The 22,812-nt window shown below is 70.6% G+C and carries 23 protein-coding genes; 15 read left to right on the forward strand and 8 right to left on the reverse strand.

Annotation, left to right across the window (positions count from 1 at the left end; all coding sequences use genetic code 11):
* The first annotated feature begins 5 nt into the window (after window positions 1-5).
* The 3 genes from O7627_RS02630 (at window position 6) to fxsT (ending at window position 4,590) form a co-directional block, all read left to right on the forward strand.
* Window positions 6-662 carry a hypothetical protein gene (locus O7627_RS02630; RefSeq protein ID WP_278091904.1) on the forward strand — a complete coding sequence of 219 codons (657 nt, stop codon included), beginning with the start codon at window positions 6-8 and terminating at the stop codon, window positions 660-662.
* 203 nt (window positions 663-865) lie between these two features.
* Window positions 866-1,921 (forward strand): Dyp-type peroxidase, encoded by a 1,056-nt coding sequence (locus O7627_RS02635; protein ID WP_278091905.1) that lies wholly within the window; start codon window positions 866-868, stop codon window positions 1,919-1,921.
* Between the two features lie 158 nt (window positions 1,922-2,079).
* Window positions 2,080-4,590 carry an FxSxx-COOH system tetratricopeptide repeat protein gene (gene fxsT, locus O7627_RS02640; protein ID WP_278091906.1) on the forward strand — a complete coding sequence of 837 codons (2,511 nt, stop codon included), beginning with the start codon at window positions 2,080-2,082 and terminating at the stop codon, window positions 4,588-4,590.
* Between the two features lie 157 nt (window positions 4,591-4,747).
* Here fxsT and O7627_RS02645 read toward each other — a convergent pair whose 3' ends face one another.
* Complete coding sequence (locus O7627_RS02645; RefSeq protein ID WP_278091907.1) at window positions 4,748-5,299, reverse strand: GNAT family N-acetyltransferase; 552 nt, start codon at window positions 5,297-5,299, stop codon at window positions 4,748-4,750.
* 15 nt (window positions 5,300-5,314) lie between these two features.
* Complete coding sequence (locus tag O7627_RS02650; protein ID WP_278091908.1) at window positions 5,315-6,622, reverse strand: hypothetical protein; 1,308 nt, start codon at window positions 6,620-6,622, stop codon at window positions 5,315-5,317.
* 396 nt (window positions 6,623-7,018) lie between these two features.
* Here O7627_RS02650 and O7627_RS02655 point away from each other — a divergent pair, with 396 nt between their 5' ends.
* From O7627_RS02655 to O7627_RS02670, 4 genes are all read left to right on the forward strand, one after another.
* The gene (locus tag O7627_RS02655) at window positions 7,019-7,303 is read left to right on the forward strand and encodes a hypothetical protein (RefSeq protein WP_278091909.1); all 285 of its coding nucleotides are present in this window, start codon (window positions 7,019-7,021) and stop codon (window positions 7,301-7,303) included.
* Entirely contained in the window at window positions 7,293-7,538 is a 246-nt protein-coding gene (locus tag O7627_RS02660) for a hypothetical protein (RefSeq protein WP_278091910.1), read from the forward strand. Before O7627_RS02655 ends, O7627_RS02660 begins: the two co-directional genes overlap by 11 nt.
* 372 nt (window positions 7,539-7,910) lie before the next feature.
* Window positions 7,911-8,147 carry a DUF433 domain-containing protein gene (locus O7627_RS02665; RefSeq protein ID WP_278091911.1) on the forward strand — a complete coding sequence of 79 codons (237 nt, stop codon included), beginning with the start codon at window positions 7,911-7,913 and terminating at the stop codon, window positions 8,145-8,147.
* Window positions 8,147-8,605, forward strand: a complete 459-nt coding sequence (locus O7627_RS02670; protein ID WP_278091912.1) for an Imm1 family immunity protein — start codon at window positions 8,147-8,149, stop codon at window positions 8,603-8,605. The genes O7627_RS02665 and O7627_RS02670 overlap by 1 nt, the downstream gene beginning before the upstream one ends.
* Before the next feature lie 9 nt (window positions 8,606-8,614).
* On the opposite strand, the gene O7627_RS02675 is transcribed toward O7627_RS02670, so the two are convergent.
* The gene (locus O7627_RS02675) at window positions 8,615-9,103 is read right to left on the reverse strand and encodes a hypothetical protein (RefSeq protein WP_278091913.1); all 489 of its coding nucleotides are present in this window, start codon (window positions 9,101-9,103) and stop codon (window positions 8,615-8,617) included.
* Window positions 9,104-9,286: 183 nt separating this feature from the next.
* Here O7627_RS02675 and O7627_RS02680 point away from each other — a divergent pair, with 183 nt between their 5' ends.
* Window positions 9,287-9,616: a hypothetical protein gene (locus O7627_RS02680; protein WP_278091914.1), complete on the forward strand. Its 330-nt coding sequence runs from the start codon at window positions 9,287-9,289 to the stop codon at window positions 9,614-9,616.
* Between the two features lie 41 nt (window positions 9,617-9,657).
* Here O7627_RS02680 and O7627_RS02685 read toward each other — a convergent pair whose 3' ends face one another.
* The gene (locus O7627_RS02685) at window positions 9,658-10,572 is read right to left on the reverse strand and encodes a hypothetical protein (protein ID WP_278091915.1); all 915 of its coding nucleotides are present in this window, start codon (window positions 10,570-10,572) and stop codon (window positions 9,658-9,660) included.
* 140 nt (window positions 10,573-10,712) lie between these two features.
* Here O7627_RS02685 and O7627_RS02690 point away from each other — a divergent pair, with 140 nt between their 5' ends.
* Window positions 10,713-11,603 (forward strand): alpha/beta hydrolase, encoded by an 891-nt coding sequence (locus O7627_RS02690; RefSeq protein WP_278091916.1) that lies wholly within the window; start codon window positions 10,713-10,715, stop codon window positions 11,601-11,603.
* A 7-nt stretch (window positions 11,604-11,610) separates the two neighbouring features.
* Here O7627_RS02690 and O7627_RS02695 read toward each other — a convergent pair whose 3' ends face one another.
* Together O7627_RS02695 and O7627_RS02700 are read right to left on the reverse strand one after the other, a co-directional pair.
* Window positions 11,611-13,284: a hypothetical protein gene (locus O7627_RS02695; protein ID WP_278091917.1), complete on the reverse strand. Its 1,674-nt coding sequence runs from the start codon at window positions 13,282-13,284 to the stop codon at window positions 11,611-11,613.
* The gene (locus O7627_RS02700; RefSeq protein WP_278091918.1) at window positions 13,269-14,030 is read right to left on the reverse strand and encodes an ABC transporter ATP-binding protein; all 762 of its coding nucleotides are present in this window, start codon (window positions 14,028-14,030) and stop codon (window positions 13,269-13,271) included. Before O7627_RS02700 ends, O7627_RS02695 begins: the two co-directional genes overlap by 16 nt.
* A 431-nt stretch (window positions 14,031-14,461) precedes the next feature.
* Between O7627_RS02700 and O7627_RS02705 the strand changes: the two genes are divergently transcribed.
* The 5 genes from O7627_RS02705 (at window position 14,462) to O7627_RS02725 (ending at window position 19,729) form a co-directional block, all read left to right on the forward strand.
* Window positions 14,462-15,751: a cellulose binding domain-containing protein gene (locus O7627_RS02705; RefSeq protein WP_278091919.1), complete on the forward strand. Its 1,290-nt coding sequence runs from the start codon at window positions 14,462-14,464 to the stop codon at window positions 15,749-15,751.
* A gap of 289 nt (window positions 15,752-16,040) precedes the next feature.
* Window positions 16,041-16,730, forward strand: a complete 690-nt coding sequence (locus O7627_RS02710; protein WP_278091920.1) for a LysE family translocator — start codon at window positions 16,041-16,043, stop codon at window positions 16,728-16,730.
* Window positions 16,731-16,812: 82 nt separating this feature from the next.
* The gene (locus O7627_RS02715) at window positions 16,813-17,772 is read left to right on the forward strand and encodes an aldo/keto reductase (protein WP_278091921.1); all 960 of its coding nucleotides are present in this window, start codon (window positions 16,813-16,815) and stop codon (window positions 17,770-17,772) included.
* A gap of 156 nt (window positions 17,773-17,928) precedes the next feature.
* Window positions 17,929-19,143: a S1 family peptidase gene (locus O7627_RS02720; RefSeq protein WP_278091922.1), complete on the forward strand. Its 1,215-nt coding sequence runs from the start codon at window positions 17,929-17,931 to the stop codon at window positions 19,141-19,143.
* A 28-nt stretch (window positions 19,144-19,171) separates the two neighbouring features.
* Window positions 19,172-19,729 carry a hypothetical protein gene (locus tag O7627_RS02725; RefSeq protein WP_278091923.1) on the forward strand — a complete coding sequence of 186 codons (558 nt, stop codon included), beginning with the start codon at window positions 19,172-19,174 and terminating at the stop codon, window positions 19,727-19,729.
* Between the two features lie 68 nt (window positions 19,730-19,797).
* Here O7627_RS02725 and O7627_RS02730 read toward each other — a convergent pair whose 3' ends face one another.
* Window positions 19,798-21,060, reverse strand: coding sequence for a glycoside hydrolase family 27 protein (locus O7627_RS02730; protein WP_278091924.1), 1,263 nt, complete (start codon window positions 21,058-21,060; stop codon window positions 19,798-19,800).
* Between the two features lie 99 nt (window positions 21,061-21,159).
* On the opposite strand from O7627_RS02730, the gene O7627_RS02735 reads away from it, so the two are divergent.
* Complete coding sequence (locus O7627_RS02735; RefSeq protein ID WP_278091925.1) at window positions 21,160-22,089, forward strand: PfkB family carbohydrate kinase; 930 nt, start codon at window positions 21,160-21,162, stop codon at window positions 22,087-22,089.
* A gap of 4 nt (window positions 22,090-22,093) precedes the next feature.
* Here the strand turns inward: O7627_RS02735 and O7627_RS02740 are convergent, their stop codons facing one another.
* A complete protein-coding gene (locus O7627_RS02740; RefSeq protein WP_278091926.1) occupies window positions 22,094-22,789 on the reverse strand; it encodes a FadR/GntR family transcriptional regulator in 696 nt (231 codons plus the stop codon).
* Window positions 22,790-22,812: the final 23 nt, after the last annotated feature.

Genomic DNA, 22,812 nt, shown 5'->3' on the forward strand with positions numbered 1-22,812 from the left:
TGTTCGTGCGCGGCGATGACCTGGTGACCGGGCTGCTGGACGGCGCGGTCGCGGACCCGGACGCCGCCGCCAGCGACCTGTTGAGCCAGGTTTTCGGCGGCTACCCGATCGACCGCCTCCGCCCGTTGCTGCACAGCGGCCGACCGGAGGCGGTCCGGGCCGGCATGTGGGTGGTCTCCGAGTTGGGGGAACGTGGCGTCGACCTGCTCGACGACGTCGCCGGCCTGCTCGACCACTCCTCCCGGTACGTGCGGTTCTTCGCCCTGGACTCGGTGCTAGCCGCCGCCGACACCCGGCACGGTGCGGTGCTCACCCGGGCGGCCGAGCTGATCGGCGACCCCGACGACGCGGTCCGCTGGAAGACCATGCACCTGCTGGCGCGGGCCACCGACACGCAGGTCACGGCGATCGGCGGCCCGGTCGGGCAGCGGATCGGCGCGCTGCTCGCCCTCCCCGACGCCGACCTGATCGCCCGGCTCGCCGACGACGACCGGACGGTCCGGCTGCTCGCAGCCGCTGCCGCCGCCCGCCGAGCCGGTGCCGATCCGGCGGCGCTGGACGCGGCGATCGCGGCCGACGACCCGGAGGTGAGTTCCTTCGCCGAGGAGTACGACCGGCTGACCGCCCGCCTCCGCCGCCCCCGACGTGGGACGGCCGGCTGATGACTTCGCGCCGGGATGGCTGGTCGGAGAGCCGGGCTGACGAGCTGGTGAGCCGGAACGACGGCCTGGTGGACGGGAGGCGCGCTGTCGGCGTACCCGATGGGGGTTTGCGGCGGCGTTGCCTGCTGGCCGGCGTTGCCGGTGGTGCCGGTCTGTTGGCCGCCGGGTGTGATGCGGCGGGTGCTCCGGCGCCGTCGCCGTCAGTGGACGGCCCGGTCTCGGACGGGCCGCCGGTCGCGCACCAGGTCGGGGTGGTCGACGCGCCGCCGGCCGCGGCCCGGTTCGCCGCGTACGACGTCCGCGCCGCCGACCGGGCCGGGTTGGCCGAGGTGCTGCGCCGGGTCGGTGAGATGGCCGGGCGGGTCAACGGCGGCGGCGGTGCCGGGGTGACGGTGGCGTTCGGGGCGTCGCTCTTCGACGGGCGGTTCGGGCTGGCCGACGCCCGGCCGCGCAGGCTGGTGCCGATGGGGAGCTTTCCCAACGACGTACTCGATCCGGCGCAGTGCCACGGTGATCTGCTGGTGCAGATCTGCGCCGGGCGGCCGGAGGAGGTCGCCCGGATCGGTCGCGAGTTGGCGACGGCGGCCGGCGGCGGGCTGGCCCCGAGGTGGTCGTTGGACGGCTTCCGGGCCGAGAACCAGACCACCGCGTCGGGTTCGTTCGTGGATCGGAACCTGTTCGGCTTCCGGGAGGGTGCCAGTAACCCGGCGGCGAATGATCGTGCGCTGATGGACCGGCTGGTCTGGGCCGGTGACGGTGAGCCGGCGTGGGCGGTCGGCGGGACGTACCAGGTGGTGCGGCTGATCCGGCTGGCCACCCAGATCTGGGACACCGAGCCGGTGGAGCGGCAGGAGGCGGTGTTCGGCCGCCGCAAGGACTCCGGCGCCCCGCTCGGCATGACCCACGAGACCGACGAACCCAGGTACGCCGACGACCCGCACGGGCGGGTGATCGCGCTGGATGCGCACGTCCGGCGGGCGAACCCGCGTACCCCGGAGAGCGAGGCGAACCGGATCCTGCGCCGGGGTTACTCCTACCGTCGGCCGCGTGCCGGCGCCGGCCACCCGGACGAGGGGTTGATCTTTGTCTGCTTCCAGGCCGACCTGGAACGCGGTTTCGTCACCGTCCAGCGTCGCCTGGTCGGCGAGGCCCTTGACCGCTACGTCCTCACCTTCGGCGGCGGCTACTTCTTCGCCCCACCGGGAGTTGCCGGAGCCGGTGACTATCCGGGTCGACGTGGCCTCATCGAAGTGGCTTAAGAATGGAGTACGGCTCGGGTCGCGTACGGGCCTCTGATCTGATCCGGTCGAACCGGACACGTCGCCGTTCAGACCTGCCATTGATTGGGCGGCGCCCCTCGATGTTTCACATCTTTGTCGCCGCCTTGTACTGGGGTTGTAATTGTTGATCTTCATTGATGGCGGATGTCGTTGCGGTGGTTCCGCTTTCGTTGGTAGGCCTTGTTGATATTGCACTGACCCGTGCGGTGGCGTTGCGTGCGGGGCATGTCGATGATGGTGGGGTGACTCGTGTGTTCCGGCGTCGGTGGCAGCGGCGCACCGTGGTGTTGGCGGTGCTGGCTGTCGGGTGTGTCCTGTTCGTGGTCTGGGCCTGGTGGAATCCGCCCGGGTGGCGGTTTCCTCAACTGAGCTGGAAGGGAATGGAACAGGCTGGCTGGGTTGTGGGGATCCTCGGCGGACTGTTCGCGCTGGCCTCGTTCGTCTTTGATCGGGTCGACTCCCGGCGTAAGGGCGGCCAGCGGCCGTCGGGGGCGGATGGCGTGGTGCGGGTCGGTCGGGTACCGCAACCGGCGGCGTGGTTTCAGGACCGGCGTACCCGTGTCGATCTAGCGGGGGCGGCGAAGGCGGGCCGGACGGCGGTATTCACGCAGGTGTTGTCCGGGATGGGCGGTGTAGGAAAGACGCAGTTGGCGGCCCAGTTCGCCCGCGGCCTCGACGCTTGTGGTGAGCTGGACGTGTTGGTGTGGGTGACCGCGTCCAGTCGAGATGCGATCGTTGCCTCTTACGCCGAGGCTGCTGATGCGGTCGGTGTCGTTCCTGACGCTGGCCTGGATGTGGAGTCCGCGGCGGGGCGGTTGTTGGTGTGGCTGGAACGCACCGACAAGCGGTGGTTGGTGGTTCTGGACAACCTCGACGCCCCGGCTGACGCTGCTGGCTGGTGGCCGCCGAGGAACCGTAACGGTCGGACTGTCGTGACCACCCGTCGCCGTGATCCGGTCCTACACACCGACGGCCGCGTCCTCGTTGAGGTTGATCTGTTCACTCCGGCAGAGGCTGCCGGCTATCTCCGTCACGCCATCGGTGCCAGCATCGACCGGCGTGCCGACACTCCCGCCCTCGCTGCTGATCTTGGCTTTCTGCCGTTGGCGGTGGCGCAGGCTGCCGCATTCATACTGGACCGTGGTATCGATGCCGCCGCCTACCGGGATCGGTTTGCCGATCGTCGGCAACGGTTCGCCGATCTTGTCCCGCCTGACGATGCGCTGCCGGATGACTACCGGACAGCGGTCGCGGCTACCTGGTCGTTGTCGGTGGATGCCGCCGATAGCCATTCACCGTATGGGTTGGCCCGGCCGGTCTTGAACCTGGCCGCGCTGTTGGACCCGAACGGCATTCCCGAAGCCCTGTTCACCACCCCGGTGATCGTCGAGCACCTTTCCCACGTATGCGGGCGGGACATCTCCGCGGAAGAGGTTCGGGATGCGCTGCGGAATCTGCACCGGCTTAGTCTCGTCACCCACGACACGACCACGGGCAGTGTCCGCGTGCATGCCCTGGTCCAACGCGCTACCCGCGACCACCTCGACGCCACCCACCTGACCACCATGGCCCGGACCGTTGCCGATGCGCTGCTTGCCATCTGGCCCGCCGCTGACCGTGACTTTGAACGCACTCCGGTGGTGCTGCGCGCGAACACGGCTGCTCTGCGCGCCAACAGCGGCGACAGCCTGCTACAGCCCGACGGTCACGCGCTGTTGTTCCGCAACATCAGAAGTCTCGGCGAAGCGGGTCAGGTTGCCTCAGCAGCCGCCGCCTTCGAACAGCTCCTTGCCGACTGCCTGCGGGTGCTCGGGCCCGACCACCCTCACACCCTGAACGCCGGCCACAACCTCGCCCCCTGGCGGGAGGAGGTCGGGGGCCCTGCCGGCGCCGCCGCCGCCACCGAACAGCTCCTTGCCGACTGCCTGCGGGTGCTCGGACCCGACCACCCCCACACCCTGAACACCCGCCACAACCTTGCCCACTGGCGGGGGAAGGCCGGGGACCCTGCCGGCGCCGCCGCCGCCGCCGAACAGCTCCTTACCGACTACCTGCGGGTGCTCGGACCCGATCACCCCCACACCCTGACCACCCGCCACAACCTTGCCCACTGGCGGGGGGAGGCTGGTGATCCTGCCGGCGCCGCCGCCGCCATCGAGCAGCTCCTCACAGACCGACTGCGGGTGCTTGGACCTGACCACCCCCACACCCTGACCACCCGCCACAACCTCGTCTCCTGGCGGGGGGAGGCTGGTGATCCTGCCGGCGCCGCCGCCGCCATCGAGCAGCTCCTCACAGACCGACTGCGGGTGCTTGGACCTGACCACCCCGATACCCTGACCACCCGCCACAACCTCGCCCACTGGCGGGGGAAGGCTGGTGATCCTGCCGGCGCCGCCGCCACCTTCGAGCAGCTCCTCACCGACTACCTGCGGATGCTTGGACCCGACCACCCCGACACCCTGACCACCCGCCACAACCTCGCTCGGTGGCGGTGGGAGGCCGGTGATCCTGCCGGCGCCGCCGCCACCTTCGAGCAGCTCCTCACCGACTACCTGCGGGTACTCGGACCCGACCACCCCCACACCCTGAACACTCGCCACAACCTCGCCCACTGCCACCCAGCCATCAGTAAGCAGCGCCGGTAGAAAAGGCTGATCGGCGCGTTGCTGATGTGTGAGCGGGTGCCGGGCTTCGGGTCGGGGTTGCCGGCTCGGGGTGGTTGGATCGTCCCGCATGGTACCGGCGTATCGACAGCGCGTGATCTTGTGGCAAGGGGTCCGCCGGACCCTCCGTCCCTGGGTGCTACAGCGTTGCCGCGTGGTCCGTCCATTCGTGGGTGAGGACGGAGTAGAGGAGTGAGTCTCGCCAGGCGCCGTTGGTATGGACGTGGTCGCGGAGGCGGCCTTCGTAGGTCATGCCGAGGCGTTTGGCGACGGTGATGGACGCGGTGTTGTCAGGACCGATGGCGGCGGTGATGCGGTGTAGGCCGAGGGTGTGGAAGCCGTAGGTTGTGAGGGTGCGGGCGGCGTCGGTGGCGTAGCCGTGGCCCCATCGGTCTGCCCGGATGGCGTAGCCGAGTTTGGCGGCTTTGACTCCGCTTAGGCCGAGGCGGGCGAATCCGATCATCCTGTCGGTTTTGTCGGTGACGGCTAGGTAGTACTCGGTGCGGTGCTCGGCCTGCGCACGCTCGATCGCGCCGTTGATCATCGCGGTTGCTTGGTCGTGGTCGCGGCTGTCGAAGGAGAGCCACCGGGTTACCTCGTCGTCGCCGAAGACGGCGAGGGCTTGGGGGATGTCGTCGGGTCGGAAGTCGCGTAGGTCGACCCGGTGGCCGGTGATGGTGATCGGGTACATGCCGCTGATGCTGCCTTACCGGGGCAGGGCGCTGGCGGGGGTGTGGGTGAACGCTTCGATGTTGTCGATGAGTTCGCGGGCGTCGTTGGCGAGTCCAGCACGGGTGATGGCCTGGTGGACGCGGCGGACGGAGTGCACGATGCCGTTGATGCGTTGTTCGGTGGGCAGGTCGAGGACGGGGGCGATCGCGTCGGCGGCGGCGTCCAGGTCCCGGCCGGCGATGCGGGCTATGGCGAGGTCGGCGTGTGAGCCTGCCTGGTCGCCGAACGCCCATGCGGGGTCGTGGGTGTCGGCGTAGGCGTCGACGGCGCGGGTGGAGTACTCCTCGGCGCTGGCGGCCTCGTTGGGGAGCCAGGCGAGGGCGTCGGCGGCGTAGTAGAGGGTGCGGGGTTGGTTGAAGGTGCAGATGCCGCCCATGGCGTCCATCTCGTCGGGTTGGACGCGGGTCCAGGCGTCTTCGGCTTCGGTGATGGCGGCTTTGGCCTGGGTGGCGTTGCCGAGGGCGGCGTATGCGCGGGCGGCGCTGACGGGGAGCCATACCGCGGTGGTGCCGCCGGCCTGGGTGGCGTGTTCGCGTCCGGCGTCGGCGTAGCGGACGGCTTCGGCGTATCGGCCGGCCCAGTAGGCGACCAGGGATTGCAGGCCACGTAGCCAGGCTTGCAGTCCGGGGTGTGCGGCCTGTTCGGCGCAGAGCACGGCGGTGCGGGCCTGCAACATGGCTGAGTGGGGGTCGGCGAGGTCGTGGGAGACCTTGGCGAGTAGGCCGCTGGTGATGCCGGCGAGGAAGTGCAGGTCTCGGGACCGGTTCGGTGGTTGGCGGCGCTCCAGGAGGGTGAACAGGGTGTCTTGGGTTTCGGCGAGGTCGCCGAGGATGTGGCTGACGGGTTGCTGCGGGTAGGCCAGGGCGAGGCGTTGGACCTCTTCGGCGAGTCCGGTGATGGCGGCGGGGGTGGTGGCTTCGGCGGCGAGTAGGGCGTAGGTGCGGGCACGTTGCGCGGCCATGGCGATGAGGGTCCTTTCGGGGCCGGTGCCGGGTAGCGCCAGTTCGGTGGCGGGTCCGGCGGTGGTGGAGGGGTCAGCGACCCAGGGGCGCTGCAGCTCGTCGACCGGCCGGCCGAAGAGGGTTTGCAACGCGCGGCGGGTGGCCGGGGTGCACGAGGTCAAGTCCCGTTCGCCGCGTGCGAGCCGGCCGAGGTGCCGAGCGCTGATCGCCGCGCGGGCGTCGACCCGGGAGAACTCCTCGGCCAGTTCCTCGTACGTGCGGTCGCTCTGCTGGATCAGGTGCTCCAGCACCGTGCGAGGTTCGCGCCGCTGGTGGGACATTGCCGCCCGCCTCCCCCTGGTTGTGGGCTCACCGTCCACGCTGGTCTAGCTGAGGTCCTTGCGGCAATGCAGGTCCACCGGATGTCCGCCCCAGGTCCTTAAGGTGTGTCGGTCCGGGCCTCGATGTGTCTGCACGTGTCGATAGACCATCTCTCTCATGAGTCGCTTACACATAGCAACGCTCGATGACTTCAGGTTACCGGCAGGGCGTCGACTGGATGTCTGTCCGGATCGCCGTGGTCGACGTACGACCGATTCATGTGCTTCCTGCCGAGGCGGTTCTGCGGCGGGGTGAGGCTGGCACCGGGGTGGGTGCTGGCGCTTGGCCGTCTGGTCGACTGCGGCCTCCTGAATGCCCGCCCGCCTCGGTGCCCTCCAACCGAGGGGTGACTGCCGATGGTGCCGAAGCCGGGTGACGTGCTGCTGATCGATGGTCGGGCGTCGGTGCAGTTTGCCGGGGACCGGGCGTTGCGGTTGCGGGTGATCTGGGTGTGCGAGCGGCCGACGTACCGGGGCTGGTGTTGGGTGACCGGCTACTGCCTGGACGCGGACGGCAACGCCAGCGAGCGGCGTGAGGTGTTCGTCCGGGTCGCCGGTCTTCAGAAGCTGCTCCCACGGGGCCGGGCCGGTCGGCCGGTGCAGCCGTGGGCCAACCGGAAGGTGAGGACGCGTGGTGTTTGACGTACGGGTTCAGCTCGGGTCGGTCGTGCGGATCGACGCCAACGAACGGGTACGGCCGACCGACGGGCCGGTGACGTTGTGGGTAACCGGGGTGCGGCTGGTGGCGAACCGGCCGGAGAGCAACGAGTGGGTCTGGCTGGAAGGCGTGAAGATCCTCCAGGACGGCCGCTCCGGTGACCAGGCGCAGATCCTCGTCCGCGCCTGCCTGCTCGCCGCCGATCAGGCGCGCCGGTGAGCACCTACCTGTCGGTCATGGCGTACGAGGAACTGCGTGCGGCGCAGGACCAGCTCGACCGGCACACACCAAACAGCGGGAGTGGGCTCTGTGCCGGCTGCGGCGACGAGTCGCCGTGCGGGTGCCGACGTGCAGCGTTGCGAGTCTTCGGCCGGTACAGGGTGCTACCTCGACGGTGGCCCGGCGCGACCCGCCCGGATCTAATCGGCGACCCAAAACCATGGTCGGGATGGCTCGGCCCCGTGGCGACTGGTGGATCGGCTGATTCGAACCGGCGACGGTGAGCCGGAGCCGGAGTGGGTTCGCCGTGTACGGTATGGCCAAGCACGTCGATGGCGGTTGGGCTGGGTTACGACGGTCTACGGTGCCGTTATGAACTTCGAACGGATCACCGTCAACGCCGTCCAGATGGGTGGGGCGCCGTGTATTGGCGGGTTACGCATCCCGGTGGCGACGGTCGTGGCGATGGTGGCGGACGGCATGAGCGCGGACGAGATCCTTTCGGAGCTTCCGGATCTGACCATTGATGACGTCTGGGTGGCGCTGCGTTTCGCCATGGAAGCCGTTCGAGAGCAGGGAAGTGCCACTGCGCCACGAGGCACAAGCTGATGGCCGAGTTCAGCATCGAGTTCGGGTTGCAGGCTGGCAGTGATCGTGGGCCGATCGTCGCGCGCAGCGCGGAGGAGGTCGATGGTGCCTTCAATCGCATTTTGGCGGCCGACCCCCTGCTGCACAATCCCACCGCGTTCATCCGAGAGCGGCCTCGGATCGGTCCGGCCGGTATCCCCGACCACGGGCTCAAGCTGGACCTGCGACCCGAACACGGCGTCGGTGCGATGTTCTACTTCGGCGGTCCAGAGGACGGGCACGCCGGGCCGTGGGTGACCCGGGCTGCCGACCCGGTGCCATCAGCGGCGATGCTGCGACGCGACATCGACAGCGCGACCCCGTATCCGGCAGACGCTGCCGTACCCATCGAAGACATTCGCCGCTCACTGCATGAATTCCTCACCACGGGCGGGCGCCGGCCCACCGCCGTCGCATGGCAGCCTTCCGACTCGTGGTGATCGGTCGCGCTACGGGCGGGTGACCTCTTCGGCGGTGGCGGCGGTGACGGCGCGTTTCAACCAGGTGTTGAGCTGGTCGAGGTCGGTGCAGGCGAGCATCTGCTCCCGGATCGCCTCGGGGACCGGCACTCCCCGGACGTCGAGCACGATGAGCACGGACCCTGCAGTGCCTTGCAGCACGCCTCGTTCCTTGGCACGTTCCTTCGCTCTCGCCTCAGCCTCGGCGTAGAGCTGGCGGAATTTCTCGCTGTAGAAGGTGGGTGCGGTGGTCGTGATTGGCGGGCGGGTGACCTGGTAGGCGGCGGTGGCGGTGCTGGCACGGCGGAGCCAGGTGTCGAGCTGGTCGTGATCGGTGCAGGTGAGGATCTGCTCGCGGACGGCCTCGGAGACTTGTACTCCCCGGGAGTCGAGCACCGTGAGAACGCACCGGGCTTCGGCCTGCGCGTAGAGGCGGCGAAAGAGTTCGCTGTGGTACCCGGAGCCGACGGTGGTGCTCATGAATGCCTCCTATCGGGCGCGGGTGCCTGGGGCAAAGCTTGGCCAGCACGATCTCGTCGTTGGTGGCATGGAGCTGATGCGGAGTCCCGTGCCGATGGGTCGGGGACGGAGCTTCGTTTTGCCTTCAGGCCGCGAGGGCAGATCACGTTCGGCTTCTCCATTCGCAATCCCGGTCCGTGGCCGGTGACGATCACCGGTGTCGGTGGCGAACCTGCTGATCAGGGTCCGCTGAAGGTCACACGGCTGGCGGTGAACCAGGCCGAGGAGGCCGGCGCGGCCGTGTTCGACCCGGTTGCGGCGACGTCGTTCAGCTCGGTCAAGGTGGACGCCGGCGAGGAGCTGCCGGTCTTCGTCACGCTCACGATCCCGGACGTGCAGATGTCCTCCGGGTCAGGACTCTCGATCGACAGCCTCGGGGTCACCTACGAGATGCTCGGTGTGCCTCGCCACCAGCAGGTGCCGATGGGCTTCCGGCTGCTGGTTTACTCCGCAAACGGATACATCCCACGTTGATTGCGCACGGCTTGCCTCATGCCTTGACGAGCGTAAGTGGACTACGGGCGGGTGACCTCGTCGGTGGTCGTGGCGGTGACGGCGCGTTGGAGCCAGGTGTCGAGCCGGTCGTGGTCGGTGCAAGCGAGGATCTGCTCACGGATCGCGTCGGGCACCACGATTCCACGCGTCTCCAGCACCCTGATGACCGACCGACCCTCACCGAGGGCTTCGCCCTCAGCCCTGCCCTCCGCCTTGCCTTCAGCCTTCCCTCGGGCTTCGGCTTGGGCGTCGATGCGCTGGAAGAGTTCGCTGTGGTATCTGGGGTCGACAGCGGTGCTCATGAATGCCTCCCATCGAGCACGGGGTGCCTGGGGCAGCCCGGCCAGCACTATGTCATAGTACAAGATCGCCTTCTTCGGGCCGAGTGTTTGCAGTGCCTCGGCCAGCGCCGGGAAGACGGCGTCCACCTCCGGGTCGCCGCCGTGGCAGATCGCGGAGAGAACGGCCAGGGCCGGGTGGGTGCGGGCCACGTCGATCTCGATCAACAGGGGTACGTCGGTCGGGGTGAAGATGAACGGCCGCAGCGGCAGGCTGAGCCCCTCGAATTCGAACATCCCCCGGTAGCGGCGGGCGATACCCGGATCGGGGCAGAAGACGATCAACGCGGCGTTGACTTTGAGTTCGGTTTCGAGCTGGGCGACGTAGAGCTTCCAGGTCCAGCGCTTGGTGGGGTCCCAGCGGCGCTGCACCTCCATCACGGCCGCGAGGACCGGCTGGTCAGCCGCGTCGCAGTAGAGCAGCATCCCGTCGGCGTGATAGGTGCGGGGGACCAGGACCCGTACGTCGGTCGGGTGGGTGCGGGCGTGATGGTAGTCGGGAACCTTGACGTCGAACAGATGCGCGAGTAGCCAGGTGACCAGGCCGGGGTCCAGTTTGGCCAATGCGATCGGCGACTCGTGCTCACCACTGGGCATATCAGCAACCTATGTGGACGGACCGACAACGAGACGGTCAACGAGTCCGTCGAATGGTTCTCACATTAGGCGCGGAATAATGGCCAATTACTGATATCACCCACCCAGCCGTGAAATGCCCGACACAATGCCCTCGACGGATGCGACAGGACCAGGGGGCGGCCATGGCGATCTCCGAAGTTAGTTCAGCTTCGACGACCTGGGTGCCGCGCGCCGGGCACCGGATCCACGCCGAGCTGACCCCCGGCACCGGCGACCCGATCGTCCTGCTGCACGGCTTCCCCGACAACCTGCATCTCTACGACGACCTGATGCCGCACCTCGGGCAGCGGCCCGTGGTCCGGTTCGACTTCCTCGGCTGGGGCCGCTCGGACAAGCCGGCCGGATACCCGTACACCGCCGACAACCAGACCGGCGACCTGGCCGCCGTCCTCGACCACCTTGACCTGCGCGACGTGGTACTCGTCGCCCACGACGCCTCCGGGCCACCGGCGATCGACTGGGCGCTGCTGCATCCGTACCGGATAAAGGCCCTGGTCCTGCTCAACACCTATTATCACCTGACCCTCGGGCTGCGCCGGCCGCCGGCGATCGCGCTCTTCTCCACGCCGGTGCTGCGGGTCGCCGCCCGGCGGGTGGTCAGCCGGTGGCGGGCCGCCGACCGGCGCCTCTACCGCTGGCAGGTCGGCCGGTTCATCACCGACCGGCAGCGCCGGGACGAGGTGGTGCCCGCCCTCTACGAGCAGTTCGCCGCAGCCCAGCCGGCCTTCTGGCGGCTCAACACCGACCTGTTCGGCACCCTGCTGGCCCGCAGACGGCGACTCGCCGACCTGCGCCGCTTCGACCGCCCGGTCCGGATCGTCTTCGGCGCCCGGGACCGCTACCTCAGCCCCCGGGTCGCCCGGCGGCTCGCGAACCTCTTCCCGGCGGCGAACCTGGAGTTGATCGAGGACGCCAGCCACTACGTCCAGATCGACGCCCCCACCCGCACCGCCCTCGCCATCCTGACCGCCGGCCAACCGGTCACCTGAGTAGCAGTCAGCCTCGGGACTTGGCCTTTTCCGCAGCGGCCTTCAGCGCCTCGGTCTCGGCTCGGCCGGCGAACTCGTCGAGCCAGCCGCCGTCGCCGCGCGGCCGGCCCAGCCCGGGGTAGCGCAGCCGGGCGAAGGTCTCCGGCAGCCGCCGCGACAACTGGCCGATCGCCAGCGCGCCCAACCCCCAGGCCACCAGTCCGGCGTTCAGCACCGCCACCACGACGGTGGCCACCGGGAACCAGCCCGGCAGCCAGTCCGGCCCGACCGCCAGCAGGATCGCCGCCGCGATGGCCGGCGCGGCGATCAGTCCGTTCAGCCAGAGCGCGAGCTGGATGACGAACTGGTTCTCGCCCGCGTCGGTGGCGTTGATCCGGCGGTGCGGGTCCACCCCGGGCGTCACGCCCAGCACCGACAGCAGCACCGCCAGCCCGCTACCGGTGCAGATCAGCGCCAGCAGCCCGGCGAATACCGGCAGTGCCAGGTGGTGGCCGCCGGTGACGATGATCATGATCGCCGAGAGCGCCACCGCCGGGATTCCGAAGAAGATCACCAGGCCGATCTGCCGGCCGCGTACGTCGGCCCGCACGGCGCGCGGGTGCTGGCCGACGACGAGCTGCCACAGGGCGGTGCCGTCCTGGCCGTACAGGTTGGCGCCGCTGAGCCCCACCATCATCGCCACCCCGACCCCGGCCAGGGTCGCCAACTGCGGTATCCCGGCAAGGTAGCCGTACGCCGCCAGAAACAGCCCGAACCAGATCGACGAGCGGATCTCCAGGCTCCGCCACGGATCCCGCCACCAGGTCCGCAGCTCCTTGCCGACGACCGCGCCCAGCTCACCGGGCGGCAGCACGGCGGGCCGGTTGAGCACCCGGGCGCCGATCGGCCGCCGGCTGCGCCGCGCGGTGCGGTTGCCGACGTACGGGGTGAGCAGCGCCAACGCGGCCAGCACCGCCAACCCCGCACCGACTGCGAGCAGCCCGAGCCAACCAGCTGCCGAGCCGTAGGCACCGGAGCCCGCCGCGTCGACCGCCCGGATCGGCCAGCCGGCCGGCGACCAGCCGAGTGCGGTGCTCGCCGGGCCGGGCAGGCCCTCGTCCAGGAACCGTGGCACGGCGTTGACGACCGGCGAGATGATCAACCAGCCGACCATCAGGCTGGCGATCAGCAGCCCGTACTGGATCGCCGCGATCTCCACCCCGAGCTGGGTGCGCATCGCGGCGCCGAGCAGCGCGTACGCGGTGCGGGAGACCGCCACGCAGAGGACCAGGAACAGCACCACGGCCGGGACCGCGACGAGGGTCGCGACCACCGACCCGGACCGGACGCCGTGCCCGATCAGTGCCAGCACGGCCAGCGCGGTGACCGCGCCACCGACCCCCACGAACGCGGAGGCGAGCAGTCCCGCCGCGAGCCGGCGGCGGGGCAGCGGCAGCAGGGTGAAGTACTCCGGCCGCAGCACCGCGGCGCCGGAGGTGAGGATCGGCCCGACCAGCCAGCCGACGAACCAGCCGACCAGCAGCAGCGTCAGCACGTCGGCGCGGGCGGTCGGCGCGGCCAGTAGCACCGCGGCCCAGGTGAGCGCGGCGGCGGCCAGGCCGAGCACCGCGCCCCAGGTGCGTTTCAGGCTCGGGCTGTGCCGCCGGATGGCGAAGGTGAGGCGGATCAGCTCCCCAACCACGTCAGCTCGTCCTCCGTCGCGGCGCGCTCGCCGACCAGCCCCACGAACACGTCCTCCAGGCGCGACCCGGCGCGTACCTCGTCGAGGGTGCCGTCGGCCAGTACCCGCCCCTCGGCGATGATCGCCACCCGGTCGCAGATCTCCTCGACCAGGCCCATCACGTGCGACGAGATCACCACCGCGCCGCCGGCGGCCACGAACCGGCGCAGGATGCGGCGCAGCACCCGCGCCGACACCGGGTCGACCGGCTCGAACGGCTCGTCGAGCACCAGCGCCTTCGGGTTGTGCAGTAGCGCGGTGGCCAGCCCGATCTTCTTGCGCATGCCCGTCGAGTACTCGATCACCAGCACGCCCCGGTCGTCGGCCTCGTCGAGCTCCAGCACCGTCAGCAGTTCCCGGGCCCGTTCCCGGACGTGCCCGGGTTCCATGCCGCGCAGGGTCCCCCAGTAGTGCAGCAGCTCGCCGCCGGTCAGCCGCTCGGGCAGCGCCAACCCGTCCGGCAGCACCCCCAGCATCGCCTTGGCCCGGACCGGCTCGGCCCAGACGTCGACGCCGTGCACGTACGCGGTCCCGGAGTCGGGGCGCAGCAGGCCGACGGCCATCGCCAGCGAGGTGGTCTTGCCGGCGCCGTTCGGGCCGACCAGCCCGGTCAGCGACCCGGCCGGCACCCGCAGCGTGACGTGGTCGGCGGCCAGCCGGCCGGAGAAGTCCTTGGTGAGCCCGTCGAGATGGAACGCGGCGGTCATGCGAACCCGGCTACTTGCCCTGATCAACCGGGTCGGATGATCAGTGCCGGTACTCCCGGGGTCGCAGCAGCATCGCGACGAGCATCGCCGGCAGCATGATCACGTGCCCACCGGGTGTTGTGCGTTGGCGAGGCCGACGGCCGTGGTCAGGAACGAGGCCGCGGCCAACGCGTCGAGGCACGCTTCACGGCACCACTCTCGCGCCGGCGCCGGCCAGGGTCAACGCATCTCGAACGACCGTCTGCACTTGACTGAACCCGAACAGATCGTTCATTGTCGATGTGCGGCGACGAAGGGCCGGGACACCGGGCAGCCCTGCTCTCTGTCTGCCGGCACACACCGCTGCGCCAGGGCACGCAGATCACACGGGACCCGAGGATCCACCGAGCGGGCACACAACGGTTTTCACCTGGAACGGAGGCACCACCCCGATGAGAAAGCACCGATCGTGGTTCGGCGCGCTGGCGGTGACGGGAGCACTCGTCCTGGCCACCGGCGCGGCGACCGTGGCAGCCGGAGCCGCCACGAATGATCCAGTCGGCACCCTCGCCGCCACCGCCGGTTGTGGCCGGAACCCCACCCTCACCAACGGCACCCACACGATCTCCAGCGGCGGCCAGAACCGCAGCTTCATCCTGCGGCTCCCCGCCAACTACAACAACAACACCCAGTACCGGCTGATCGTCGGCCTGCACTGGCTCAACGGCTCGGCCAGCAATGTCGCCAACGGCGGCTACTACGGGCTGCAGGAGCTGTCGAACAACACCGCCATCCTGGTCGCGCCGCAGGGTCTCAACGCCGGCTGGGCCAACTCCGGCGGCCAGGACGTCACCTTCATCGACAACATGCTCACCCGGCTCGAGAACGACCTCTGCATCGACACCAGCCAGCGGTTCGCGCTCGGCTTCAGCTACGGCGGCGGCATGAGCTACTCGCTCGCCTGTTCCCGGCCGAACGTCTTCCGGGCGGTAGCCGTCTTCAGCGGTGCCCAGCTCAGCGGCTGCAGCGGCGGCACCCAGCCGGTCGCGTACTTCGGCATCCACGGCATCAGCGACTCGGTCCTCAACATCTCGCAGGGGCGGTCGCTGCGGGACCGGTTCGTCAGCAACAACGGCTGCACCCCGCAGAGCCCGCGCGAGCCCTCGTCGGGGAGCCGGACCCACATCACCACCGTCTACTCCGGCTGCCGGGCCGGCTACCCGGTCCAGTGGGCCGCGTTCGACGGCGGTCACATCTTCTCGCCGGTGGACGGCTCCACCGCCGACAACGCCGCGCAGACCTGGACCAAGAACGAGGTGTGGCGCTTCTTCTCGCAGTTCGCCAGCGCGACGCCCCCGCCGCCCACCAGCACCCCGCCGCCCCCGACCAGCACCCCGCCGCCGCCCACCACCACCCCGCCGCCGCCGACCACCACTCCGCCGCCCGGCCAGGGTGGCTGCACCGCCTCGGTGTCGCTGAACTCGTGGACGGGTGGCTTCGTGGCAACGGTGCGGGTGACCGCCGGCTCCGCGGCCATCAACGGCTGGAACGTCACCATGACGCTGCCGTCCGGTGCCGCGGTCACCAACACCTGGAACGCCTCGGCCAGTGGTAGCACCGGCAGCGTCCGGTTCACAAACGTCAGCTACAACGGCCGGGTCAATGCCGGGCAGACCACCGAATTCGGATTCCAGGGCACCGGCAGCGCGGCCGGAATGACCCCCACCTGCAGCGCGAGCTGAAACGATGCCGGGTGCCTGCGACACACGGTCGCAGGCACCCGGCTCCATCGGTCGTCGATACCGCGCGTCGGGCCGACACATCGTCGGAATTTCGCCAGCTGTCCCCTTTTGGGGGATGCATCCGCCGGGGTAGGGTCTTGTCGATCTCTTCCCCGGGTGGCAATGCGGCGGGCGGCGCACACCCGGATGTGACTCATGGCCACGCGCTCCCAGCTATCCGCGTGGCCGCGTCCATCAGGAGGTATGCGGCTATGCGACCTGTTCCCCAGCCCGATCGGCACCTCGTTTGGTGAGCGCGGAACTCGTCACGTTCGTCGGCGTGGCGGCCGGGATGGTGGTCCTTCCCGGAGCGGACTTCGCCGTGGTGGTGCGCAACGCCCTCGACGGCCGGAAACTCGGCCTGGCCACGGCCGGCGGCGTGGTCAGCGGGCTGCTCGTGCACTCGTCGCTCGCCGCCCTCGGAATCGCGGCGCTGATGGTCACCTCGGGTACGGCGTACCGGGTGATCCAGTTCGTCGGGATGGGCTACCTCCTCTATCTGGGAATCCGGCTGTTGAGCAGCCCACCGGGCATGGGCGAGCCGTTGGACTGGCGTGGGATCGACGTGCGCCGTCACCGGCGGATCGCCGGCGGCGGCCTCTGGCGCGCCTACCGGCAGGGCCTGGTGACCGACGTGACGAACCCCAAGGTCTTCGTCTTCTTCGCCAGCCTGATCCCGCAGTTCGTTCCCACCGGAGTGCCGGCGGTGCCGCGTACGGCGCTGTTGGCGCTACTTATCGTGTTGCTGGCCGTGCTCTGGTATCCCGTGCTCGCGGTGACGGTCGACCGGGCCGGCGGCTTCCTGCGGCGACCGGTGGCCGCCCGGACGGTGAACACCCTCGCCGGCCTCACCCTGCTCGGGTTGAGCCTGCACCTCGCCGTCGAACTGGCGGTGGATTTCGACTACGTGGACCCCTTCGGACTCCGGGCGGCCCGCTAGCCGGTCGACGCTTGACTTCGAGTGCACTCGCAGTGGAACTCTCGCGGGCGGCGGATGAGCCGACGCGAAGGAGCGCACGACAATGGAGCAGCGGACCCTGGGCAGCATCGGGGATGTCAGCGTCCTCACCCTGGGCGGCGGCGGGCTCGGGCAGGTGTGGGGAGCGACCACCCGGGCGGAGGCCGTCGCCACCCTGCGGGAGGCGGTGGACGCCGGCATCGACCTGATCGACGTCGCGCCCGGCTACGGCGACGGCGAAGCGGAACTTGTGGTGGGCGAGGCGTTCGCCGGCAGGCTGCCGGCCGGCGTCCGGATGTCCACCAAGTGCGCCCTCGGCACCCCGGACCCCGGGGACGTGCGGGCCATCCTGGAGAAGTCCCTCGACGACAGCCTGGCGCGGATGCGGTTGGACTTCGCCGACATCTTCTTCCTGCACAGCCACCTCGCGGCGCGGGCCGAGCCCGGCCGGACCGGGCCGACGTCCGCCAGCCTCTTCGCCGACGTCGTGCGGCCCGCGCTTGCGGACCTGGTCCGGCGGGGCCGGATCGGAGCCTGGGGGATAACCGCCATCCAGGAGTCGGAGGCGGTCATCCGGGCGCTCGGGGAAGAGCCGGCCCCCGCGGTCGCCCAGTGCGTGACGAACCTGCTCGACTCGCCCGGCGACCTGGTGCCGAACGGGCCGGCACCGCGTACCCGGGACATCCTCACCGCCGCCAGCCGGCACGGGGTCGGCGTGATGGGCATCCGAGCCGTCGGGGCCGGCGCGTTCACCGACGCGGTCGACCGGGAGCTGCCGGCCGGGCACCCCACGACCGTCGACTTCCGGCGGGCGGCGCCGCTGCGCGAGCTGGCCCGCGGGTACGGCGAGTCGCCCTCCTCGCTGGCCCACCGGTACGCGCTCTCGATGCCCGGCGTGGACACCCTGGTGCTCGGGGTCAAGAACCGCGTGGAACTGCGGGAGTGCCTGGCGGCGGCGTCCGCCGGCAGGCTGTCGCCCGAGCTGATGGCGGCGATCGGGACGGCGGTCGGGCGCCCGGAGTGACGGCCGCCGCGGCGGGTTGGGCGCGGTCGTGTCCAACCGCGTCCAACCGTGTCCAGCATCGGGCCCGCCCCGCGGACCCCGTTGCGACGATTACCGCTCGGCCGGGCCGTTCCGCCCGGTGCAGCCACACCAGTCCCCCTGTGATGGGAGCGGTGCATGTCAGAAACTGTTGTCAGCCACCCACGTAGGACCAGGCGGTCCGTGCTCGCCGCGGCGCTCGTCGTCATGGCGCCGATGGCGTTCGTGCCGACCGCCGCGGCGGCCGCCCCGGTCGACCAGCCGGCCCCGACCTCCGGTACGGCGATCGCGGCCGGGACCGCCGGCCCGGCGACCCGGGCCGGTGCCGACCGGGGCGCCGACATCGCCGGGGCGATCGCCGAGCAGCGGGGCATCAGCCGCGCCGCCGCCGAGAAACTGCTCCGCGCCGAGGACGCCAACGTCCGGCTCGCCGACCGGCTGACCACCCAGCTGGGCGCCAGCTCCGGCGGCGCGTACCTCTCCGACGGCGCGCTGGTGGTAAACGTCACCGACGCCGCGGCCGCCGCGAAGGTGACCGCCGCCGGGGCGAAGGCCCGCCTCGTCGCCCGCGGCGAGCGGCAGCTCCAGACGATCCAGCGGACGCTGGAGGCGGCGCCGAGCGAGCCGAACACGACCTGGGGGGTGGACCCGCAGACCAACCAGGTGGTGGTGAGCCTCCCGGCGGCGGGGGCGAAGAACGACGCGCAGCGCTCGGCGGCCCGCAGGTTCGGCGCGGCGGTCCGGTTCGAGCGCGCGGACGGCAAGATCCAGCCGAACGTCGGGATCTCCAGTGGAGACTCCCTCGGCGGCTGCTCGGTCGGCTTCACCGCCACCGACTTCACCTTCAACTACATCATCACCGCCGGCCACTGCACCCAGGGCTTCCCACACTGGACGCTGCCCAACGGGCAGGACGTCGGGCCGTCGCTGGAGAGCAACTACCCGACCGACGACTACGGGCTGATCTGGATGAACGGCCCGTCCGTCTGGGCGACCGGCATGATCAACCTGTGGAACGGCACGAACCGGAGCATCCACGGCTGGGCGACCGCCGTGGCCGGGCTCTCGGTCTGCAACTCCGGCCGGACCACCGGTTTCCGGTGCGGCTCGGTGCTGCGGACCAACGTGACGGTGAACGGCACCGGCGGCACCGTCCGCCAGATGGTGGAGACCAACATCTGCACCCTCGGCGGCGACAGCGGCGGGCCGCTGTTCAGCGCCAACACCGGGTACGGGCTCAACTCGCACGCCAACCGGAACGGCAACCAGTGCAACTCGACCCCGCGGACCTGGCACCAGCCGGTGGGCGAGGCGATCAACGCGTACGGCGTCGTCATCTACGGCGCGCCGTGACGGCCGGCGACGAGCGAAGGAGACAGCGATGAGAACCGCGATCACCAGATTCGTACGCCTCACCGCGGCGGCCGCCGTGGCGACGGCGGTGGCCCTGACCGTGGCGGTCAGCCCCGCCCACGCGGACCTCTGGCAGCACTCCGACGGGTTCGAGGGGGATCCGGCGGCGGTCTGGGAGTTCCACCGCTCCGGCGCTGGCAGCGGCAGCTTCCAGATCGGCCAGGGAACGGCCCGGTCCGGCTCGAACAACGCCCTCCTCAGCACCTCCGCGGGCGGCTGGTCCGGGGTGGGCAAGCTGCTCACCGTCCGGCCACGCACCGCCGGGCACGCCACCACCTGCGGCGGCGGGTTCTTCGTCCAGGCGACAAGTGGGCCGGCGGTGCTCAACGTCGAGGTGATCGATCCGGCGAGCTGGACGTACCTCGCGCTGCGCACCGTACGCGTCACCGACACCGCCTGGCGGCGGCACGACGTGGCCAGCTACCAGAACGGTCCGACCCAGGTGTTCATGCGGGTGTCGCTGCTCGGCGGCAGTGCTCCGGTGCGGGTGGACGACATGGTCTTCCAGTGCTCCTTCTTCCGCTGAGCCCCGGGACCGGCTGCAGCTGAGCCACTGGAGGAGAGCGGGGTCGGCGCCGGTGGCGCCGGCCCCGCTCAGCTCGGTCGGGGTGCCATCCGGTAGAGCCCGGCGCCGTGGGCGGGGATGGGTCGGGTGAGCGAGCCGCTCACCGGGCCGAGGTTCGCGCCGGACCACAGGTCGGTCGCTCCGGCGGTGGCGATGCCCAGGTCGGCCAGGTCCACGGTGACCTCCGCCGGGGCGTCCCCCCGGTTGAACAGGGCCAGGTAACGGTGGTCGGTGTTCGGGACATCGGCGGTCCAGACCTGCCGGTCGCCCCCGTGTAGCTGGCGGTTGCCGGTGCTGTGCTGCTGCACCGCGAGCACCGCGGCGTTGGACATCAGGGCCAGCTCCGCAGCTCGGTTCTCGACCAGGTTGCCGCCCCACATCAGCGGCGCCCGGTTGATCACCCACAGTGTCATCAGCGCGCGTTGCTCGTCCGGGGTGAGGGCGCTGTAGCGCGGGGGGCCGACCGGGCCGTGTTTCGACAGCCGGCCGATCGGGATCATGTCCGGGTCGGGCCAGGACACCTCGGTCCGGTGCGGAGTCCAGTCCCGCAGCTGGTCGAAGAGGGCGTCCACACCAGGCCAGTCGTCCCACAGGTCGTTGACGATCCGCCACAGCTGGGCGTTGGCCCGCACGTGCGGGCCGCTGGCCAGCGGGGTCGGGCCGGGGGAGAGGCTCAACACCATCGGGCGGCCACTGCGTCGGATGGCCAGCCGGTAGCCCTCGACCTCCGCCTGCCGGTAGGTCGGCGCGGCGATGTCGTCCACCTTGACGTAGTCGACGCCCCAGGCGGCCAGCAGTTGGAACACCGAGTCCAGGTAAGCCTGGGCGCCTCGATTGGTCATCTCCAGGCCCCACATGAGGTTGAGCCAGGACGCGGTGGTGGTGTTGTTGATCTGGTCGGCCCGGCCGGCGAAGCCGAGGATGGGCACCCGGTCGGCCACCGCCTGCCGCGGGATGCCGCGCATCAGGTGGACGCCGAACTTCAGGCCGCGCGCGTGGACGTAGTCGGCGAGCGGCTTGAAGCCGTTGCCGCCGGCGGCCGACGGGAACCGGGTGAGGTCGGGCAGCAGCCGGCCGTGGCGGTCCATCCGCAGCCGGGGTCGCAGGTCCGCGTCCTGGTTCGGGCTGTCGTCGTGCCGGCCCGGGTAGTACCAGGCCCAGTCGACGACCACGTACTGCCAGCCGTACCGGAGCAGGTGCTCGCTCAGGTAGTCGGCGTTCGCCCGTACGTCGGCCTCGGTGACGCTCCAGTTGAACGCGTCGTAGCTGTTCCAGCCCATCGGCGGAGTCACCCTCCGACAATGCCAGCGCCCGACCGGCGGCTGTCAAGGAGGGGTGGCCGTCGCGAGTTCGACAGGTTCGGCGGTGCGGATTCGGGGCATTACCCGGCAATGGATGAACAGGTGATGGTGTTCGCCCCGGCCCCGTTGTTGACCGTGACCATCGAACAGCAGGCCGACGCGGTCGAACTGCACCTGCACCCGGGCGGCCAGGGGGTGTGGCAGACCCGCATGATCGCGGCCCTGGGCACCCCGGTCACCCTCTGCGTGTCGCTGGGCGGCGAGGTCGGCGACGCGCTGCGCAAGCTGCTCGTCGAGGAGAACGTGACGGTCCGGGTGGTCGAGCGGCCTTCCGGGACCGGGTGGTACGTGCACGACCGCCGGGAGGGCTCCCGCGCGGAGATCGCCGAGGACCCGGGTACGCCGATGGTCCGTCACGACATCGACGAGCTGTACACGGTGACCCTGACCGAAGGGCTGCGCGCGCCGGTCAGCCTGCTGAGCGGTCCCGCCGCGGAGGAGGTGGTGGAGCCGGACATCTACCGGCGGCTCGCCGCGGACCTGACCGCCAACGGCGGGACCGTGGTGGCGGACCTGTCCGGCGCCTACCTGACGGCGGTGCTGGAGGGCGGGGTGGCCGTACTCAAGGTCAGCCACGAGGAGCTGCTCGACGACGGGCTCGCCGACGACGACAGCGTCGCGGCGTTGGCGGAGGCCGGTCGACGCCTGCAGGGGAAGGGCGCCGGGTCGGTGTTGATCAGCCGGGCGGGTGACCCGGGGCTGGCCCTGCTCGACGACGGCACGGCCCTGCAGGTGCAGGCGCCGCCGCTGGAGCTGGCCGACCACCGGGGGGCCGGTGACTCGATGACCGCCGGGGTCGCCGCGGTGCTCGCCCGCGGCGGCGACCTGCGGGAGGCGATCCGGATCGGCGCCGCGGCCGGCGCGCTGAACGTCACCCGGCACGGTCTCGGCACGGGTCGGGGGGAGGCCGTCCGGGAGCTCGCCGGCCGGGTGCGGTTGACCCCGCTGGACGAGGACTGACCCGTCAGTCGTCGGCGGGCAGGGTGTTCAGCGACTCCTCGACGCTGAGCAGGTGGCTGGCCATCCGGATTCGGGCCCGCTCGGGGTCGCGGGCCGCGAGTGCCTGCCAGATCGCCAGGTGCTCCTCGTGGGTGCGCCGGTCGGCGCCCTCCTCGTGCAGGCTGCGCCACAACCGGGCGCGTACGGTCCGCCCCGCGAAGGCGTCGATGAGCCCGGCCAGCACCGGGTTGCCGCTGTGCGCGGCGATGATCCGGTGGAACTGGATGTCGATCTCGATGATCCGCTCGTGGTCCGGTGGCGGCTGGCCGATGGCCCGGGTCGCCTCGTCCAGCAGGGCCCGGGCCTGGGCCAGTGCCTCGTCGGTGATCCTCGATGCGGCCGAGTGGGCGGCCTCGCACTCGAGCACCCGCCGGATCGTGTTGACGTGCCGGGCGTTGCCCCGGCCTTCGAGGTCGACCACGAAGCCCATCGGTGCCAGCAGTTGGGTCACGTCCAGCTTGGTGATGTAGGTCCCGTCGCCCTGCCGGGTGGTGACCACGCCGAGCAGTGACAGCGCCGAAATTCCCTCGCGCAGCGAACCCCGGGAGACGCCGAGTGATTCGGCGAGTTCCTTCTCGACGGGGAGCCGGTCGCCGGGCTTCAGCGCACCTTCGAGAATCATCCGTTTGATGCTGCTGATCACGTCGTCAGTGCGTGACATACCAACCTCGGACCTCGACACCT

Source organism: Solwaraspora sp. WMMD1047, from assembly GCF_029626155.1.
Classification (GTDB): Bacteria; Actinomycetota; Actinomycetes; order Mycobacteriales; family Micromonosporaceae; genus WMMD1047.

Coding starts and splice junctions, on each gene's coding strand:
- fxsT (WP_278091906.1), top strand. CDS start 2,080: ATGGCGGATGTCGTTGCGGTGGTTCCGCTTTCGTTGGTAGGCCTTGTT.
- O7627_RS02645 (WP_278091907.1), bottom strand. CDS start 5,299: ATGTACCCGATCACCATCACCGGCCACCGGGTCGACCTACGCGACTTC.
- O7627_RS02650 (WP_278091908.1), bottom strand. CDS start 6,622: ATGTCCCACCAGCGGCGCGAACCTCGCACGGTGCTGGAGCACCTGATC.
- O7627_RS02655 (WP_278091909.1), top strand. CDS start 7,019: ATGGTGCCGAAGCCGGGTGACGTGCTGCTGATCGATGGTCGGGCGTCG.
- O7627_RS02665 (WP_278091911.1), top strand. CDS start 7,911: ATGAACTTCGAACGGATCACCGTCAACGCCGTCCAGATGGGTGGGGCG.
- O7627_RS02670 (WP_278091912.1), top strand. CDS start 8,147: ATGGCCGAGTTCAGCATCGAGTTCGGGTTGCAGGCTGGCAGTGATCGT.
- O7627_RS02675 (WP_278091913.1), bottom strand. CDS start 9,103: ATGAGCACCACCGTCGGCTCCGGGTACCACAGCGAACTCTTTCGCCGC.
- O7627_RS02685 (WP_278091915.1), bottom strand. CDS start 10,572: ATGCCCAGTGGTGAGCACGAGTCGCCGATCGCATTGGCCAAACTGGAC.
- O7627_RS02690 (WP_278091916.1), top strand. CDS start 10,713: ATGCGACAGGACCAGGGGGCGGCCATGGCGATCTCCGAAGTTAGTTCA.
- O7627_RS02700 (WP_278091918.1), bottom strand. CDS start 14,030: ATGACCGCCGCGTTCCATCTCGACGGGCTCACCAAGGACTTCTCCGGC.
- O7627_RS02705 (WP_278091919.1), top strand. CDS start 14,462: ATGAGAAAGCACCGATCGTGGTTCGGCGCGCTGGCGGTGACGGGAGCA.
- O7627_RS02715 (WP_278091921.1), top strand. CDS start 16,813: ATGGAGCAGCGGACCCTGGGCAGCATCGGGGATGTCAGCGTCCTCACC.
- O7627_RS02720 (WP_278091922.1), top strand. CDS start 17,929: ATGTCAGAAACTGTTGTCAGCCACCCACGTAGGACCAGGCGGTCCGTG.
- O7627_RS02725 (WP_278091923.1), top strand. CDS start 19,172: ATGAGAACCGCGATCACCAGATTCGTACGCCTCACCGCGGCGGCCGCC.
- O7627_RS02735 (WP_278091925.1), top strand. CDS start 21,160: ATGGATGAACAGGTGATGGTGTTCGCCCCGGCCCCGTTGTTGACCGTG.
- O7627_RS02740 (WP_278091926.1), bottom strand. CDS start 22,789: ATGTCACGCACTGACGACGTGATCAGCAGCATCAAACGGATGATTCTC.